At 53.5% G+C, this 14921-nt stretch carries 15 protein-coding genes; 10 read left to right on the top strand and 5 right to left on the bottom strand.

Going from position 1 to position 14921, the window contains the following annotated elements; genetic code table 11:
* Nucleotides 1–154 precede the first annotated feature (154 nt).
* Nucleotides 155–520, top strand: a complete 366-nt coding sequence (locus tag HN413_16935) for a cupin domain-containing protein (GenBank protein MBT3392086.1) — start codon at nucleotides 155–157, stop codon at nucleotides 518–520.
* A gap of 190 nt (nucleotides 521–710) precedes the next feature.
* Nucleotides 711–1730, top strand: a complete 1020-nt coding sequence (locus tag HN413_16930; GenBank protein ID MBT3392085.1) for a methylated-DNA--[protein]-cysteine S-methyltransferase — start codon at nucleotides 711–713, stop codon at nucleotides 1728–1730.
* 3 nt (nucleotides 1731–1733) lie between these two features.
* Here HN413_16930 and HN413_16925 read toward each other — a convergent pair whose 3' ends face one another.
* The 4 genes from HN413_16925 to xseA are packed head-to-tail and all read right to left on the bottom strand — an operon-like array spanning nucleotide 1734 to nucleotide 5004.
* Nucleotides 1734–2975 carry a hypothetical protein gene (locus HN413_16925; protein MBT3392084.1) on the bottom strand — a complete coding sequence of 414 codons (1242 nt, stop codon included), beginning with the start codon at nucleotides 2973–2975 and terminating at the stop codon, nucleotides 1734–1736.
* A gap of 11 nt (nucleotides 2976–2986) precedes the next feature.
* Nucleotides 2987–3433, bottom strand: a complete 447-nt coding sequence (locus HN413_16920; protein MBT3392083.1) for a divergent PAP2 family protein — start codon at nucleotides 3431–3433, stop codon at nucleotides 2987–2989.
* A gap of 11 nt (nucleotides 3434–3444) precedes the next feature.
* Nucleotides 3445–3678: an exodeoxyribonuclease VII small subunit gene (gene xseB / locus HN413_16915; protein ID MBT3392082.1), complete on the bottom strand. Its 234-nt coding sequence runs from the start codon at nucleotides 3676–3678 to the stop codon at nucleotides 3445–3447.
* A 57-nt stretch (nucleotides 3679–3735) separates the two neighbouring features.
* The gene (xseA, locus tag HN413_16910; protein ID MBT3392081.1) at nucleotides 3736–5004 is read right to left on the bottom strand and encodes an exodeoxyribonuclease VII large subunit; all 1269 of its coding nucleotides are present in this window, start codon (nucleotides 5002–5004) and stop codon (nucleotides 3736–3738) included.
* A 263-nt stretch (nucleotides 5005–5267) separates the two neighbouring features.
* Here xseA and HN413_16905 point away from each other — a divergent pair, with 263 nt between their 5' ends.
* The 4 genes from HN413_16905 (at nucleotide 5268) to HN413_16890 (ending at nucleotide 10279) form a co-directional block, all read left to right on the top strand.
* Complete coding sequence (locus HN413_16905) at nucleotides 5268–6251, top strand: alpha/beta hydrolase (GenBank protein MBT3392080.1); 984 nt, start codon at nucleotides 5268–5270, stop codon at nucleotides 6249–6251.
* 459 nt (nucleotides 6252–6710) lie between these two features.
* Entirely contained in the window at nucleotides 6711–7100 is a 390-nt protein-coding gene (locus HN413_16900) for a CopG family transcriptional regulator (protein ID MBT3392079.1), read from the top strand.
* A gap of 9 nt (nucleotides 7101–7109) precedes the next feature.
* Nucleotides 7110–8366, top strand: coding sequence for an MFS transporter (locus tag HN413_16895; GenBank protein ID MBT3392078.1), 1257 nt, complete (start codon nucleotides 7110–7112; stop codon nucleotides 8364–8366).
* Nucleotides 8367–8428: 62 nt separating this feature from the next.
* On the top strand, nucleotides 8429–10279 hold the full coding sequence (locus HN413_16890) for a bifunctional homocysteine S-methyltransferase/methylenetetrahydrofolate reductase (GenBank protein MBT3392077.1): 1851 nt from the start codon (nucleotides 8429–8431) through the stop codon (nucleotides 10277–10279).
* Here HN413_16890 and HN413_16885 read toward each other — a convergent pair whose 3' ends face one another.
* Nucleotides 10280–10579, bottom strand: a complete 300-nt coding sequence (locus HN413_16885; GenBank protein ID MBT3392076.1) for a hypothetical protein — start codon at nucleotides 10577–10579, stop codon at nucleotides 10280–10282.
* Nucleotides 10580–10731: 152 nt separating this feature from the next.
* Between HN413_16885 and HN413_16880 the strand changes: the two genes are divergently transcribed.
* The 4 genes from HN413_16880 (at nucleotide 10732) to rlmB (ending at nucleotide 14752) form a co-directional block, all read left to right on the top strand.
* Nucleotides 10732–11130 carry a ferredoxin family protein gene (locus HN413_16880; protein ID MBT3392075.1) on the top strand — a complete coding sequence of 133 codons (399 nt, stop codon included), beginning with the start codon at nucleotides 10732–10734 and terminating at the stop codon, nucleotides 11128–11130.
* Between the two features lie 340 nt (nucleotides 11131–11470).
* Nucleotides 11471–12532, top strand: a complete 1062-nt coding sequence (locus HN413_16875) for a PIN domain nuclease (protein ID MBT3392074.1) — start codon at nucleotides 11471–11473, stop codon at nucleotides 12530–12532.
* Nucleotides 12532–13926: a cysteine--tRNA ligase gene (locus HN413_16870; GenBank protein MBT3392073.1), complete on the top strand. Its 1395-nt coding sequence runs from the start codon at nucleotides 12532–12534 to the stop codon at nucleotides 13924–13926. Before HN413_16875 ends, HN413_16870 begins: the two co-directional genes overlap by 1 nt.
* A gap of 58 nt (nucleotides 13927–13984) precedes the next feature.
* Entirely contained in the window at nucleotides 13985–14752 is a 768-nt protein-coding gene (gene rlmB, locus HN413_16865) for a 23S rRNA (guanosine(2251)-2'-O)-methyltransferase RlmB (GenBank protein ID MBT3392072.1), read from the top strand.
* The last annotated feature ends 169 nt before the right edge of the window (nucleotides 14753–14921 follow it).

Below are 14921 nucleotides of genomic sequence, written 5' to 3'. Positions count from 1 at the left end.
TTGGTTTTCATACCCGGATTCTACTCTATATCCACACTTCCGCTGATGAATACACAATTTTAAGAAAAAGCTCAGGGATTTTTCGTTGCTGGCTCGAAATGACAGGTAGAGTACAATTATTATTGGCAGTTCTCACACAGAAAGAGAGTCAAGTATGCACATCGCCCCCATACGCTTTGATGAAAAATTTAGCATCTTTAGCGAATATTGGTCGCCAAAGATCATCGCGCAGATGAATGATTATCACTTCAAAATTGCCAAAATTCAGGGCGAATTTGTCTGGCACAACCACCCGGAGACGGACGAAGTTTTCATTGTGATTGCCGGTGAAATGGAAATTGCCTTTCGAGACGGGGTGGCGGCGCTTAAAGCCGGAGAGATGATCGTGGTACCCAAAGGGGTGGAGCATAAACCGATTGCCGCACAGGAATGCCATATTCTGATGGTAGAACCCGCGGGCACGCTCAACACCGGCGATGCCGGGGGCGATCACACCATCGAAAAAATACCCTGGATCTAAAAAGCTTGGCAAGTTTTCGGTTTCGCTGAGGCAAGCAAGGCGATAGAATTTATGCTATATCCTCACGCAAAGGCGCGAAGATTTTTTGTTTTTTTTCTTGGCAACCCTGTGCCCTTTGAGTATTGTGGCTTTGCGTGAAATCTTTATTTGGAGAAAAACGATGTCTGCTCATCTTCCCAGTGAAATTACGATGTATACCGCCCTGCTCGAAAAAGACCCTGCTTACGAGGGCATTTTCTTTGCAGGTATCACCAGCACGGGTATTTTTTGCCGCCCAACCTGCACTGCGCGCAAACCAAAACGCGAGAATGTGGCTTATTTTCCTTCTACACGCGCCGCATTGTTAAGCGGCTACCGCCCTTGCAAAATTTGCCAGCCCCTGACGCGCAGCGGTTCGCCCCCGGCCTGGCTCAAACCCCTGCTCGATGAAATCGAATCCGCTCCAGACGTTAAACTCAAAGACCAAGATTTGCGCGCCCGCGGTCTGGACCCCAACCGCGTGCGCCGCTGGTTCAAAAAACACCACGGCATGACTTTTCAGACCTACCAGCGCACGTTACGCGTCAGTGAAGCCTTTGGGCGCATTAAAAATGGAGAGCCTGTGATCGATGCCGCCTACGAATCGGGCTACGCATCACTGAGCGGATTTGGCGACTCGTTCAAAAAAGCGACTGGATTTTCCCCACAAGGAAGCGCCGCCGGGCGCATCATCCACACCCAACGGATGCTGACCCCCCTCGGCCCGATGCTGGCCGGTGCGACCGATGAGGGTTTATGCCTCCTGGAATTTGCTGACCGGCGTATGGTCGAAACCCAGATGCAGCGGCTTGGCAAACGCCTGAATGCTGAATTCATTCCCGGGACGAATCCCCACATCGAGCATACGCAAGACCAGCTTGAGGCCTATTTCGCTGGCAAGCTTCGGGAATTTGAAATTCCTCTGGTGCTGATGGGAACCCCCTTTCAGCAGCAAGTCTGGGCGGCGCTGCAAACTATTCCCTATGGAAAAACTCGTTCCTATAAAGAGCAGGCTGAAATTATTGGCAGACCCACCGCCGTGCGCGCTGTGGCTCGCGCCAATGGCGATAATCGTATGGCCATCATTATCCCTTGCCATCGTGTTATCGGCGCCGATGGACAACTCACCGGCTATGGTGGCGGCCTGTGGCGAAAACGTTATCTCTTGGATTTGGAAATTGGGGCGGGGTGAGGGTTATTCTTTCACCGTGATATAAAAATAATCGTGCGAATAGGTGTTTAAGTAGCGGTCGATATTTTCATTCATCGAGTCGGGGAATAGCGGATCGGGCACTAAAATGCCATCTTCCACCACAAAGGGGGTGAAATGCACCCAATAGGGGTTGATATCAAGCTGCATCCCAAAGTTGGCACCCGCGGCGAGCATACTTTTACCCAGCGCTTCAACCGTCAGGCTTGGCCCTGCAACGTAAAATAAAATCTGCCGCGCGGCATTCAGCGCCAACCCGGAGCGCCATGTTGGAGAGACATCATTGATGGTATACCCCCAATCTTTCGGTGAGAAACTGAAAACATGCGGAGTCAGCGCACCAGCCTGCACCACCAATGGCCCGTTTTGTCGCCAGGCAATCAAGTCATCCGCAGCGGTAATATCGACGCCCCACTCGCCCATAAAGACTGCGCCGTCCTCACGAATCGCCACCATTCCCAATCCTTCTTGCAGCGGAATCGCAACCACGCCACCTGACATGGCTCCAAAATTTCCGTGCTGTGCTTGAAAACCGCCATTGAAGGCCGCCAACAAATTCCCCGGGATGCGGTCTTCATCCGGGATGCGCCCCGAACGTTCGGCCTGCACCGTTTCGTCGGCAAATTTTGGCTCAATCGAACCCAATACATAGTGGAGTTGCACCCTGGTCAAATCGATGGCGATCACCGCCACCACGCTGTACGGGCGTTCAGGATCGGGCTGTAAAAAAGCACGATAGGCCACATCGTCGATATACGCTGACCAGACGCCCTCGCCGTCAATCGTCCCCAGGGGTGTCATTGGCTTTGGGGGCCAGGCCAAAACTTCGGGCGTAGGGGTAAATGTTGGGGTTGAAGGTGTAGGAGTGTTTTCTGACTCTAAAGGTTTTACAATCGCCGTAGAGGAGGTTCGCACGCGGCTCGGGGTGGGGGTTTGAATAAAGGGGGCAGCGTCCCCCTCAGGCGCGACCCACGGCGCGGCGGGTTCGGCCAGCCCGAGATCATACTCCCAGCTTTTAACCGTATCTTGCACGCCGAAGACGAACATCTCTAACTCGGCCACGAAGGGATTGCCAAAAATCTGGCGTAACACCTGCGCCCCCTGACTACCCAACGAAGGCCAGATGCTGGTTCCGGCAAACAACCCTCCGAGTGAAAGCCCTATCACGAGAATAGCCGCGAGTAACCCCCTCTTCCAGCCACGAATAACCCTGTTTTTGCTGCCCATTGCTTAGTGAACTATCCCCAGCGAAACCAGACGAGTTGCGCAATCACAACGCCCAAAAGCGTCCCCATAATGGCTTCGAGGGGGGTGTGCCCCAAAACTTCTTTTAACTTCTCTTGCGTTTCCATACTGGGCAAATGGCCTTCGCGCATATCGCGGATAATGGCGTTAATCAACTCGGCATGACGCCCGGCCTCGCGGCGCACCCCCGTAGCATCATAAATCACAATGATCGCCATACCCACCGCCAGGGCGAAAAGCGGCGAATCCCAGCCAACAAAGAGGCCAATGCCATGCGCCGTGGCGCTGATAAAGGCCGAATGCGAACTGGGCATGCCCCCGGCACGCAGTAACAGCACCCATTCCCATTTTTTCGAGCGCCTATACTCCAACGGAATTTTAAACACCTGCGCCAGAAACCAGGCCAGGCTTGCGCCAATAAAAACATAATTTTGAGTCAGTGAAGATAAATTCACGCGTCGGCCTCAAAATCGATGATTTCATCGCCAGAAAGCTGGCGGACTTTTAGTTCGGCCTTTTCGAGCAGCGCGGCACAATGCTGCACCAACGCCTGCCCGCGCTCAAATTTCGCCAGAATTTCATCCAGGCCGCCGTCATCTGTTTCAAGCAGGGAGAGCAAGCCCTCGAGTTCGGCTAAAGCCTGTTCGTAGGTGAGTTCGTTTACGGGGGGGAGTTTTTTGGTCATAGGTCCTCTATGAAAAGAAATAACGCAAAGACGCAGAGAAGCGAAGGCGCAATGTTTTTATATGTTTTTCTTTGCGCCTTTGCCCCTTGGCGACCTTGCGTTATTTTTGTGCGGTTCAGCAGAAACATTAACTCCAAATACACCATCGCTGACGCGGATGTTGAGCGCGTCGTTGGGTTGCACTTGCGCCGCGCTGCGGATGGTGCGGCCATCGGCGTGGCGCACGATGGCATAGCCGCGCCCTAAAACCGTGTGCGGATTCAAATCATTCAGCCGCTGTTCATCGGTATTCAGCCGCGAGCGCTGCATTTGCAAGCGATAGCGCAGCAAGGTGGCGGCACGGTAGCTAAACTCGTCCAGGCGTTGGCGGTCGCTGCGAATGCGCGCCAGCGGGGAGACGCGCTGCAAACGATGTTCCAGATCGCCAATTTGCCAGCGCCGTTCGTTGAGCTGTGTCAAAGCGTAATTGGCGAACCGCTGACCAGCTTCGGCCAGCGCGGGCAGCAGGTCTTCGCGGCTGGGGGTGGCGAGTTCGGCGGCGGCGGTGGGGGTGGGCGCGCGCAAATCGGCGACGAAATCAGCGATGGTGAAATCGGTCTGGTGACCGATGCCAGTGATGACGGGTGCTTCGGATTTGGCAATGGCATAGGCCACGCCTTCGTCATTGAAGGCCCATAAATCTTCAATCGAGCCGCCGCCGCGCGCCAGCAGGATCACATCGGGTTTGGCCACCCGGTTAATTTGCAGCAACCCTGCCGCGAGCTTGAGCGGAGCATCCTGCCCTTGCACTGGACTCGGCGCGATGACCACTTCCACCAACGGATAGCGCCGCCGCAGGGTGTTGAGCATATCTCGCAGTGCCGCGCCGGTGGGCGATGTCACAATGCCAATGCGCCACGGCCAGCGCGGAATGGGGCGTTTGCGTTCTTCTGCGAACAAGCCTTCGGCTTCGAGTTTGGCCTTCAGACGAATGAATTCCTGGTATAACGCGCCCGCGCCGAGTGGTTTGATCGTATCGGCATATAATTGCACCTGCCCGCCCGCTTCGTAGATATTGATGCTGCCATGCACTTCAACGGCATCACCATCGTTGGGCGTAAAGCCCAACCGCTGCACCGAACTACGCCACATCACGCCGCGCAGCGTGGAGCGCTCGTCTTTAAGCGTAAAATAGAGATGCCCGGAGCGCGGGCGAGAGACGTTTGAGAGTTCGCCCTGCACCCACAGGTCGCCGAGATTATGATCGCTTTCAAAGAGATCGCGCAAATAGCGATTGACTTCGGTGACTGACCAGGCCGTGGGGGGAAGAAAGCTGAGTTGTTCCATCAGAAAAAAGTATACGATGATCGCAGCGGTTGCGCAACGGTGAACGTTTATAATGGGAGCGTGGTAGTAAAAAAGACTTTTTACCACAAAGGCACAAAGACTCGATGAAAAACGTAGCATAATTTCTGGCCCTTTGGGAATCGTCGGGGTTGCCCCCAGATATGGGGAATGTCCCGCCAGTTCCTGATGAACCTATTTTCTTGGTGACTTCGTGACTTTGTGGTGAACTTTTTCTAGTTTTACACAATTGTTGAGGCATCCCTATGAAATCTATTCGTATCCGCGAGCGCAGTTGGCGCTTTTATCGCAACTGGCTGATCTATTTTGCCATGTGGGGCACGTTGCTGCTCATCGCTCTGGGCGCGGCGCGGCGCCCGTTTCCGTGGCTGGTTTACTTGCTGCTGGCCTACCCCGTTTATATTATCAGCTCGGGTATTTACTACGCTTACCGCGTCACCCACCCCGGTGGACGCTTCGCCATGCGCAACGTCACCCCTGCCGATGCCGGCATGGACTTTGAAACCGTCGAATTTCCCAGCCGCGACGAGTTAACCTTATTCGGCTGGTATGTGCCCGGTACCAACGGCAGCACCATCATTCTGGTACACGGTCACGGCGGCAAAGGTATCGCCATGATCTATCATGCCTCGGCGCTGGTGGCGAAAGGTTATGGCGTATTGATGTACGATCAACGCGCCCACGGCAGTTCCGATGGCGATGTGTGTACGCTGGGCTGGTATGAAACGGAAGATTTACTCGGCGCGCTGGATTATTTGCACGGACGCTCAGACGTGGCCCCGGAGCGGATCGGCGTTTTGGGCATTTCCCTGGGTGGGAAGGCGGCCCTGCTCGCCGCGGCGCGCGACGAAGGGCTGCGTGCCGTCATCGTCGAAGGCCCCGGCCCGATGATTCTCAGCGATCATGGCGGCAGGCCCACTACCTTGCGCCGCTGGATCAACTATCCGGCGAATCTCTTCTACTACCGTATGTTACGATTTATGAATGGCGTACAGCCCACCGAAGGGATACTCGACATCATCGCCGAAATTGCCCCGCGCCCGGTTATGCTGATCAGTGCCGGAAAAGGTAGCGAAACCGTACTCACACGCGTATTCTACGAAGCCGCAGCGCAGCCTAAAGGAATTTGGGAAGTGCCCAAAGCCAAACACGCCGGGGCCTATTTCGTAAATCCCCAGGCTTATCAGGAAAAGATTGTAGATTTTTTTGACGGTGCGTTGCAACGTTGATATTGCCGTGCCCTCACCCTGGCCTTCGCTAAAGCTCAGGCCCGTCCCTCTCCCAAAATTGGGAGAGGGACAGATGCGAGCGCAGCGAGTATCAGGGTGAGGGTTTCAGACTCTATCCAGAAATCTACACTGAGAAATTGGTCAGTTTCTTTGAGATGACCTTTTCGTAGAATATTCCACGTTAAATCTACTTTGGGGACCAAGATCAACAATCTTTTTGGCTGCATTGCTGCATCGCAATAGTTTTCCACATGTTTGCTGGCTAAACAAATCGCGCAGAGCGCATACGTGCGCCATGTGCGGGTGCTGGGGGATGTCGCAGGACTTTATCATATAGTTACCATCTGAGTGGATGGCATACGGATGTTGACAAATACCTGCATCTTGTATATACTGTTGTCATCCAGAAAACATCTGCATGGATGTCTGGCAGATGGCATCAATTGGCTAAAAGGATAGATGATGAGTGAAACCGAAAAAATCACCATTAACATGAGCGTTGTTGATTTAGGAAAAATTGATTTATTGACCGAAGAAGGTTTTTATCAGAACCGTACGGATTTCATCCGTACAGCCATTCGTAACCAACTTGACAAACACAACACTGAAGTGCAAAGTTCCGTTGTCCGAAATGCGTATGGCCTGGGCATTTTTGATTGGTCTCGTAAGGAGCTTGAAAAAGCTGTGGAAAAAGGCGAGCGTAAAAGTTTCAATGTGATTGGCATGTTGGTTATCGAGGATAATGTTTCTCCCGAATTGGCCGACCAAGCCATAGAATCGATTCGCATCCGGGGCGTATTCCGGGCGTCAGAAGCCGTCAAGAAGATTTTGCAAGATCGCATCCGGTGATCACTTTCTATGGAGAACAACACTGTGGAATCAAACTCGCAACAACCCCCAAACTGGAAAACTCCCTTCTTCGCAATCTGGACTGGTCAAGCCTTTTCGCTGCTGGGCAGCCAGATTGTGCAGTTTGCCATTATTTGGTATCTCACCGAGAAAACCGGTTCTGCTACGGTGCTGGCAACCACCACACTGATCGCATTGCTGCCTGGTGTATTTCTCTCCCCCTTCATCGGCCCGCTGGTTGATCGTTGGAACCGCCGCCGGATTATGATCCTGGCCGATAGTTTTATCGCTTTGGCAACTCTGGTGCTGGCGGCGTTGTTTGCCCTCGGGCTGGTGGATCTCTGGCATATTTATGCGGTTCTTTTCATTCGCTCCATCGGGGAAAACTTCCACCGCCCATCCATGACCGCCTCCACCTCGCTAATGGTGCCGAAAGAGCACCTCACCCGCATCCAGGGCGTCAACCAGACCCTCAACGGCGGGCTGAACATTATTGCCGCACCGCTGGGTGCACTATTGATGACACTTATCCCAATGAGCGGCATCGTTGCTATCGATGTCATTACCGCCCTGATTGCCGTCGTTCCGCTATTTTTCATCGTTATTCCTCAGCCCGAGAAAAATCCAGCCGAATCCGGCAGTACAACTTTCTGGCAAGATTTGCGCGCCGGGTTCAAGTACGTGATTACTTGGCCGGGGTTGCTGAGCATTCTGATTATGGCCTCGATGATCAATTTTTTCCTCTCGCCAACCACATCATTACTGCCTCTATTAGTTAAAGATCACTTCAATGGGGGCGCACTTCAACTCGGTTGGATTAATTCTCTGTTTGGTGTCGGCGTCATCGTGGGCGGTTTGCTCTTGGGGGTTTGGGGCGGATTCAAACGCCGTATCGTCACGGCTATACTCGGCATTATTGGCATCGGCCTGGGAACCAGTATTATGGGGATGCTGCCTGGCTCGGCGTTCAACCTGGCTCTGGGCGCTTTTGCATTCACTGGCATGATGATCCCGATCGCCAACGGTTCTATCGGCGGTATACTCCAGGCCGCGGTAGACCCCAAGATGCAAGGACGCGTTTTTTCGCTCACCGGCAGTGTGGCAACCGCCATGATGCCCATCGGTTTGGCTTTTGCCGGGCCGCTCTCAGACGCTTTTGGCATTCAGGTGTGGTTTATCCTGGGCGGCGCGCTGACCGTACTCATGGGGTTGATTGGTTTTGCTATCCCCGCGGTGATGAAGATCGAAGACCGCAGCGAATCATAAATGGCGGAAATCCGACCTATTTGGTACACTTCGACGCATCTTTAGCGCGCGCGGAGCCTCCCATGCCAAAATCTAAATTTCTTTCTTTACTTGAAACGCCCCATCCCATCCTTGCCGATGGCGCTATGGGAACCATGCTGCACCAGCAAGGTATTGGTCTCGATACCTGTTTTGACCACCTTAACCTGACCCATCCGGCCACTGTTGGAACCGTGCATCAGGCCTATATCGAGGCCGGGGCGCAGGTGATTTATACCAACACCTTTGGCGCCAATCGCTATAAACTCAGCGATCACGGCCTGGAAAATCAGGTGGAAGCGATCAATCGCGCCGGTGCGGAGTTGGCGCGTAAAGTGGTGGATGCTTCTTTCAAAGATGTGTTGGTGGGCGGCGATATTGGACCCCTGGGGGTGAGGCTGGCCCCCTACGGGCGCGTACTCCCCGAGCAGGCGCGCGCAACCTTTGTAGAGCAAATAGGCATTTTATGCGCCGCCGGGGTTGATTTTCTGGTCATTGAGACTTTCAGTGACCTCTACGAGATCCGCGAAGCTGTTGCTGCGGCGCGCGAAATATGCTCATTGCCGGTTGTTGCCACCATCACCTTCACACGAGACGATCGCACCCTGCTAGGCGATACGCCCGCCAAAGTCGCCCGTACTTTGCACGAAACTGGCGCAGATGTGATCGGTGCGAATTGCTCCGGCGGCCCGGCACAGTTGCGCCGCATTCTGGAGCAAATGCGTCAGGCTGTGCCCGCGGCGCGTTTCGCCATTAAGCCAAATGCGGGTTGGCCGGAAAATGTGGGTGGGCGGGTGATGTATTCGGCTGGCCCCGATTATTTTGGCGATTACACAAAGACCTTCACCGAGTTGGGCGTCAAACTCATCGGCGGCTGCTGTGGCACTACGCCAGAGCATACCCGCATTATGCGCGCCCGCCTGGATGCCCTGCCCGCCGATTTGCAAATTCAGGTCATTGCGCCTTTCGATGCCCAAGCCGCGCACGATCGCGTTCAACTTGAACCGACCCAATTGGCGCAAAAATTCAGCCATAATGAGTTCCCAATTGCGGTTGAGATGGATCCGCCGCGCGGCCTTTCAGCGCATAAAATTCTGGCAGGAGCCAGCCTGTTAGCGGAGGCGGGTGCTGCCGTAATTAATGTAGCCGATAGTCCGATGGCGCGCATGAGGATGAGTCCCTGGGCAGTGTGTAATCTCATCCAGCGTAATGTGGGCATCGAAACCACGCTGCACTTCCCCACTCGCGGGCGTAATTTGCTGCGCGTGCAGGGCGATCTACTGGCCGCGCACGCCCTGAATATTCGCAATGTCTTCGTGGTGATGGGCGATCCGACTTCGATTGGCGATTACCCCGATGCGATGGATGATTATGACCTGGTGCCCTCGGGGTTGATCCGGCTGATTCAACAAGGATTCAACGCCGGGCTGGATCACGCCGGGGCCGACATCGGGCAGCCGACTGCCTTTTTCGTGGGGTGCGCGCTCAATTTGTTGCCATCCAACCCCGAGCGGGAACTGAAAGTCCTGCGGCGTAAAATTGAAAACGGCGCCGATTTTGCCCTCACGCAGCCCATCTATCAGCCCGAAAAAGCCTTTGAATTTTTACGGCTTTACGAAGAACGCTTTGGACCGCTGGAGATTCCGATCTTGGCTGGTGTGCTGCCGCTTTTCAGCGCGCGCCATGCCGCTTTCTTGCACAACGAAGTGCCCGGCATTATCATCCCCTCTGAAACGATGGCGCGCATCGAAACCGCAGGAGATAATGCGCCCGCGGAAGGTGTGCAGATTACGATTGAGATGATCCGAAAAATGAAGCCCTGGGCCAACGGCGTTTATATGATGCCCCCCTTCGGGCGCTATGACCTGGCTGCCGAAATTATTGAGGCGCTCTGATCATTTTAACGAGAGCAGCGAATAAGCCCCAAACCCTTCGAGCAGCATTCCAACCACAATCAGAAATACGCCCACTCGAATGGGTGTCCAATCCAGAGCCAGCAATTCGAGGGTGAAATCCATTACTCGATTGGCAAAATCAACCCACATAGAGGGAGAAACCGCCACGTCGTCGCCCTGCGGCATATTACTGTTGATAGGCATCGGGACAGCGGCAAACACCGTCACCAGCAACCCGCTCAGGAGGAATAACAGCCCCGAGATTACCAAAATCCAGCCTAAAAGTTTTCGCGTTTCCATAATAAGAGTTATATCGTGTGCAGGTCGGATTTGTCAACAAATTGCCCTCTGTAATTCAGTTTGATAATTTGTGCTTGCCAAAATAATTAAGGTACAATACCAATACTATTTACTGTAGTTGCCAAATATATACTTTTGTATGGAGGAAAGACATGACCTATATCATTACCAGCTTATGCTTGCGTGACGGTGGCTGCATCGACGTTTGCCCGGTTGAATGTATTGTCCCCGGCCAGCCGGTTAAAGAATGGCCCTGGATGTATATTGACCCCGACACCTGCATTGACTGCGGCGCCTGCGTGCCCGAATGTCCCTATGATGCCATCTTCTCCGAAGATGAGGTTCCCGAAGCTTATGAAGCCAAAGGCGGCGAGTATATCAGCCGACTCGGCCTTAGCGGGCACTACGAAAACACCGATCATAATGGTGGCCCCGTTGTACTCGAAACCACCAAGCAGCTTGAAGCCGGCGAATCGGTAGACCTGACTGAAGATGTTCAGCCCAACTATGATTTCTTCGAAAGTGGCCCTGGCTACGACGCGCTCGGCTAGTTTTTTTAATTTGCGCGAACAAAAAGCTGCATACGGCACCTCGCGCCGTATGCAGCTTTTTGTTCGCGCCCGTTTTCGTGAAATCATAGTGAGCTAATGAAAGGCGTTTGCAGTGGATAGTTGACGTTCTAATTACGGCGTGCTATTATCTTTCGTGCAATCATTTTGCGCGTGTATATGCTTCACTCGGACTCGCACAATTTTTAGCAATTATTCTTTTATTTTTTTATTGCGTATCCGATGCCTGCATTATTCCCGTCTTTTAGATTCTGGGGTTATTAGCGCTGATGATTCATGCGCTTTTTTTATTTATGGCTTTATCATTTTTTAGGAGTTATTCATGAGTTCTGATTTCGTTGTTCGCATTATCGGGATGATTGTGTTGGGGATTTTTGCGGCTTATACAGCTAATTCGTTTGGGGGAGGTATATTTCCTGAACCTCGTGTGCTTTACGTTGTTATTATTAGTTTGTTAGGCGCTCTGATCGGACTGGTGCTGACTCCCTATCTTACGACGCGTCCCGTGCGCGCTTTACGAGCGCTTTTAGCTCGCATTGATGCTCAAACCTTGGCTGCAAGTCTGATTGGCTTGATCGTTGGGTTGATTATTGCTGCGTTACTGGCCTTCCCGCTTTCGTTGTTGCCTCCACCTTTTGGCGAAGTACTGCCCTTTATTGGTGTGATGTTGGTTAGTTATTTTGGCGTGGCTGTATTTGTGATGCGCCAGAATGATATTTTCTCTGTATTTCGCGATCGGCTGCCGCGCCGACGTGGTAGCGAAGAAGGTGAAGAAGATAACGCTGGCCGTAAAATTCTTGTAGATACCAGTGTGATCATTGATGGCCGCATTGCTGATATTGCTCGCACCGGTTTCCTTTCGGGCACGCTGCTGATTCCGCGCTTTGTACTCAACGAGTTGCAGTATATCGCCGATTCAGCCGATAGCCTGCGCCGCCAGCGTGGACGGCGGGGTATGGAAATACTCTCCCACCTGCAAGATGAAGCCACCATGCCCGTGCAGATCAGTGATATTGACGTAGAGGGCACGCGCGAGGTGGATGACAAACTCGTCATTTTAGCGCGCCAACTCAAATGTCCAGTACTGACCAACGATTACAACCTCAACCGCGTGGCTGAACTTCAGGGCGTGCTGATCCTCAATGTCAATGAACTGGCGAATGCCGTCAAAGCTGTGTTGTTGCCCGGCGAATCGCTCGTGGTTGATATTATCCAGGAAGGCAAAGAAGTTGGGCAGGGCGTGGGCTATCTGGACGATGGCACCATGGTGGTTGTCGAAGACGGCAGCGGGCATCTGCATAAAGAAACGTATGTTACCGTAACCAAAGTTTTACAAACCGCGGCCGGTCGGATGATCTTTGCCCGTACGGAGGCGAAATCCTGATGGCGATCAAAATTTATAATACGCTCACACGCAAAAAAGAAGCTCTTGAGACCTTGCAATCTGGCCGGGTTTCGATGTATGTTTGCGGGCCGACGGTTTATGATAAAGCGCATGTAGGTCATGCCATGTCGGTGCTGGTTTTTGATATTGTCCGCCGCTATCTCGAATATCGCGGTTACGAAGTGCGCCACGCCATGAACTACACGGATGTTGATGACAAAATCATCCAGCGCGCCAACCTCGAAGGCATTGACCCCTTCGATTTGGCAGAACGCTATATTGATGAGTTTCGTCATCACCTGACCGATCTCAATATTTTGCCCGCCACGGTATATCCGCGCGCTACGGAAGAAATCGATCAGATCATTCAGATTGTGCAGGGATTGATCGAAAAAGACCACGCCTACGAATCTGAAGGCGATGTGTACTTTTTCGTCAGCAGCGACGACGACTATGGCAAACTCTCTGGGCGCAAACTTGAAGATATGCAATCCGGTTTCCGTATTGATGTAGACGAACGCAAAGAAACCCCAATGGATTTTGCCCTGTGGAAAGCCTCCAAGCCCGGCGAACCCGCCTGGGAGAGTCCCTGGGGACAGGGACGCCCCGGCTGGCATATCGAATGCTCGGCCATGAATCTGCACCACCTCGGCGAGCAAATCGACATCCACGGCGGCGGCAACGATCTCGTCTTCCCACATCACGAAAACGAAATCGCCCAAACCGAGAGCTTCACCGGTAAACCCTTTGCCCGCTATTGGATGCACAACGGCATGTTGCAGCTTTCGGGCGAAAAAATGTCCAAATCGCTGGGCAACCTCATCACGATCAAAGACTTCCTTGACGACCACGAAGCCGACACCCTGCGCCTGATGGTACTCACATCCAGCTACCGCAGCCCGCTTAAATTTACCGACGAAGCCATCGGTCACACCGAACGCGCCCTCGACCGTCTGCGCTCTGCCCTGCGCCCGGCCAACGCTGGCGCGGCAAGCGCAGCCCCCGAAGCTTTGCAGGCGCAAATCCAGGCCACGCGCCAGGGCTTTGACGAAGCAATGGATGACGATTTCAACTCGGCTGGCGCGCTGGGGCATATTTTTGAACTCGTGCGCGCGGTCAATCAGGCTCGGGATATGGATGCTGGCCCCGAGGCTTTGCAGCCAGCCCAGGCGTTGATTCTGGAACTCACGAACGTTCTGGGCCTCAGGCTGGAGTCACGCGCGCGGCTCGGGGGTGGGGAGGCCGCTCCGTTTGTCGAATTGCTCCTGGAGATACGCGCCGAACTGCGCAGCCAAAAATTGTGGGCCTTGTCCGATCAGGTGCGCGACCGCCTGACTGAGCTTGGCGTGCTCATCGAAGATGGCAAAGACGGCACCACCTGGCGCTGGAAATGAGTTAACAAACCTCTGATGTCTGCTAAAAAAAACTCAGAGGTTTCGCGGTAGAGAAAATATGACCGAATGGATTTTGGGCCGTAACCCTGTTTATGAAGCGCTGCGCGCAGATCGCCGGCGCTTCTTTCGTCTCTGGGTGGCTGAAAAAGCGGATCAAAAACGCCACCTCAAAGATGCCCTCGATATGGCGCGCCAACGTGGTATCCTTGTCGAATTTTTGCCGCGCCAACGCCTCGACGCGCTGGGCGAAAATCATCAGAGCGTGGCGTTGGAGACCAGCGCCTATCCCTACGCATCTTTGCCAGATATCCTTGCACACGCCCAGCAATTGAATCAGGCTCCCTTTATATTAATATTGGATACCGTTCAAGATACCCATAATTTGGGGGCTTTATTGCGCACAGCCGAAGCGGTGGGCGTGCATGGCGTTTTATTGCCCCTGCGCCGCACTGCCACAGTTACTCCGGCGGTGGTCAATACCTCCTCGGGGGCCAGCGAGCACTTGCTTGTCGCACAAACCAACCTTGCCCAGGCCATTGCTGCCCTGAAGGTCGAAAACGTCTGGGTGTATGGCATGGAGGGGTCCGAAGAAGCGCAATCCATTGAAACCATTAAACTCAGTGGAGCAACAGCCCTGGTCGTGGGCAACGAGGGCAGCGGGTTGCGCAGCCTGGTGCGTCAATCTTGTGATGTGTTGGTCAAGCTGCCCATGCGAGGGCATATCGATTCGCTAAACGCTGCTGTGGCTGGCTCGGTAGGGTTGTATTTTATTTGGCAGGCGCGCAAATTTTCACGAGAGACCATTGACGATACATTTAATTCCTGATAGACTCGCTGCCCGTTGCATATTAGCGCGGCTGTTTATGGAGTCTTGCGGCTGGTATGGCTCTCTGGTATAATGCTCCCGCTCTTTTGGAGCAGCACTTTTCTAATTTACATGCCGACGTAGCTCAATCGGCAGAGCAGCCGCCTTGTAAGCGGCAGGTTATGGGTTC

Source organism: Chloroflexota bacterium (genome assembly GCA_018648225.1).
Taxonomy (GTDB): domain Bacteria; phylum Chloroflexota; class Anaerolineae; order Anaerolineales; family UBA11858; genus NIOZ-UU35.
This window is presented reverse-complemented; position numbering and strand designations above follow the sequence as displayed.

Excerpts from the sequence above, each read along its gene's own strand:
- xseB (MBT3392082.1), bottom strand. The coding sequence starts at position 3,678 with ATGACCAAAAAACTCCCCCCCGTAAACGAACTCACCTACGAACAGGCT.
- rlmB (MBT3392072.1), top strand. The coding sequence starts at position 13,985 with ATGACCGAATGGATTTTGGGCCGTAACCCTGTTTATGAAGCGCTGCGC.
- HN413_16895 (MBT3392078.1), top strand. The coding sequence starts at position 7,110 with ATGGAGAACAACACTGTGGAATCAAACTCGCAACAACCCCCAAACTGG.
- HN413_16935 (MBT3392086.1), top strand. The coding sequence starts at position 155 with ATGCACATCGCCCCCATACGCTTTGATGAAAAATTTAGCATCTTTAGC.
- HN413_16870 (MBT3392073.1), top strand. The coding sequence starts at position 12,532 with ATGGCGATCAAAATTTATAATACGCTCACACGCAAAAAAGAAGCTCTT.
- HN413_16930 (MBT3392085.1), top strand. The coding sequence starts at position 711 with ATGTATACCGCCCTGCTCGAAAAAGACCCTGCTTACGAGGGCATTTTC.
- HN413_16925 (MBT3392084.1), bottom strand. The coding sequence starts at position 2,975 with ATGGGCAGCAAAAACAGGGTTATTCGTGGCTGGAAGAGGGGGTTACTC.
- HN413_16905 (MBT3392080.1), top strand. The coding sequence starts at position 5,268 with ATGAAATCTATTCGTATCCGCGAGCGCAGTTGGCGCTTTTATCGCAAC.
- HN413_16880 (MBT3392075.1), top strand. The coding sequence starts at position 10,732 with ATGACCTATATCATTACCAGCTTATGCTTGCGTGACGGTGGCTGCATC.
- xseA (MBT3392081.1), bottom strand. The coding sequence starts at position 5,004 with ATGGAACAACTCAGCTTTCTTCCCCCCACGGCCTGGTCAGTCACCGAA.
- HN413_16900 (MBT3392079.1), top strand. The coding sequence starts at position 6,711 with ATGATGAGTGAAACCGAAAAAATCACCATTAACATGAGCGTTGTTGAT.
- HN413_16875 (MBT3392074.1), top strand. The coding sequence starts at position 11,471 with ATGAGTTCTGATTTCGTTGTTCGCATTATCGGGATGATTGTGTTGGGG.
- HN413_16885 (MBT3392076.1), bottom strand. The coding sequence starts at position 10,579 with ATGGAAACGCGAAAACTTTTAGGCTGGATTTTGGTAATCTCGGGGCTG.
- HN413_16890 (MBT3392077.1), top strand. The coding sequence starts at position 8,429 with ATGCCAAAATCTAAATTTCTTTCTTTACTTGAAACGCCCCATCCCATC.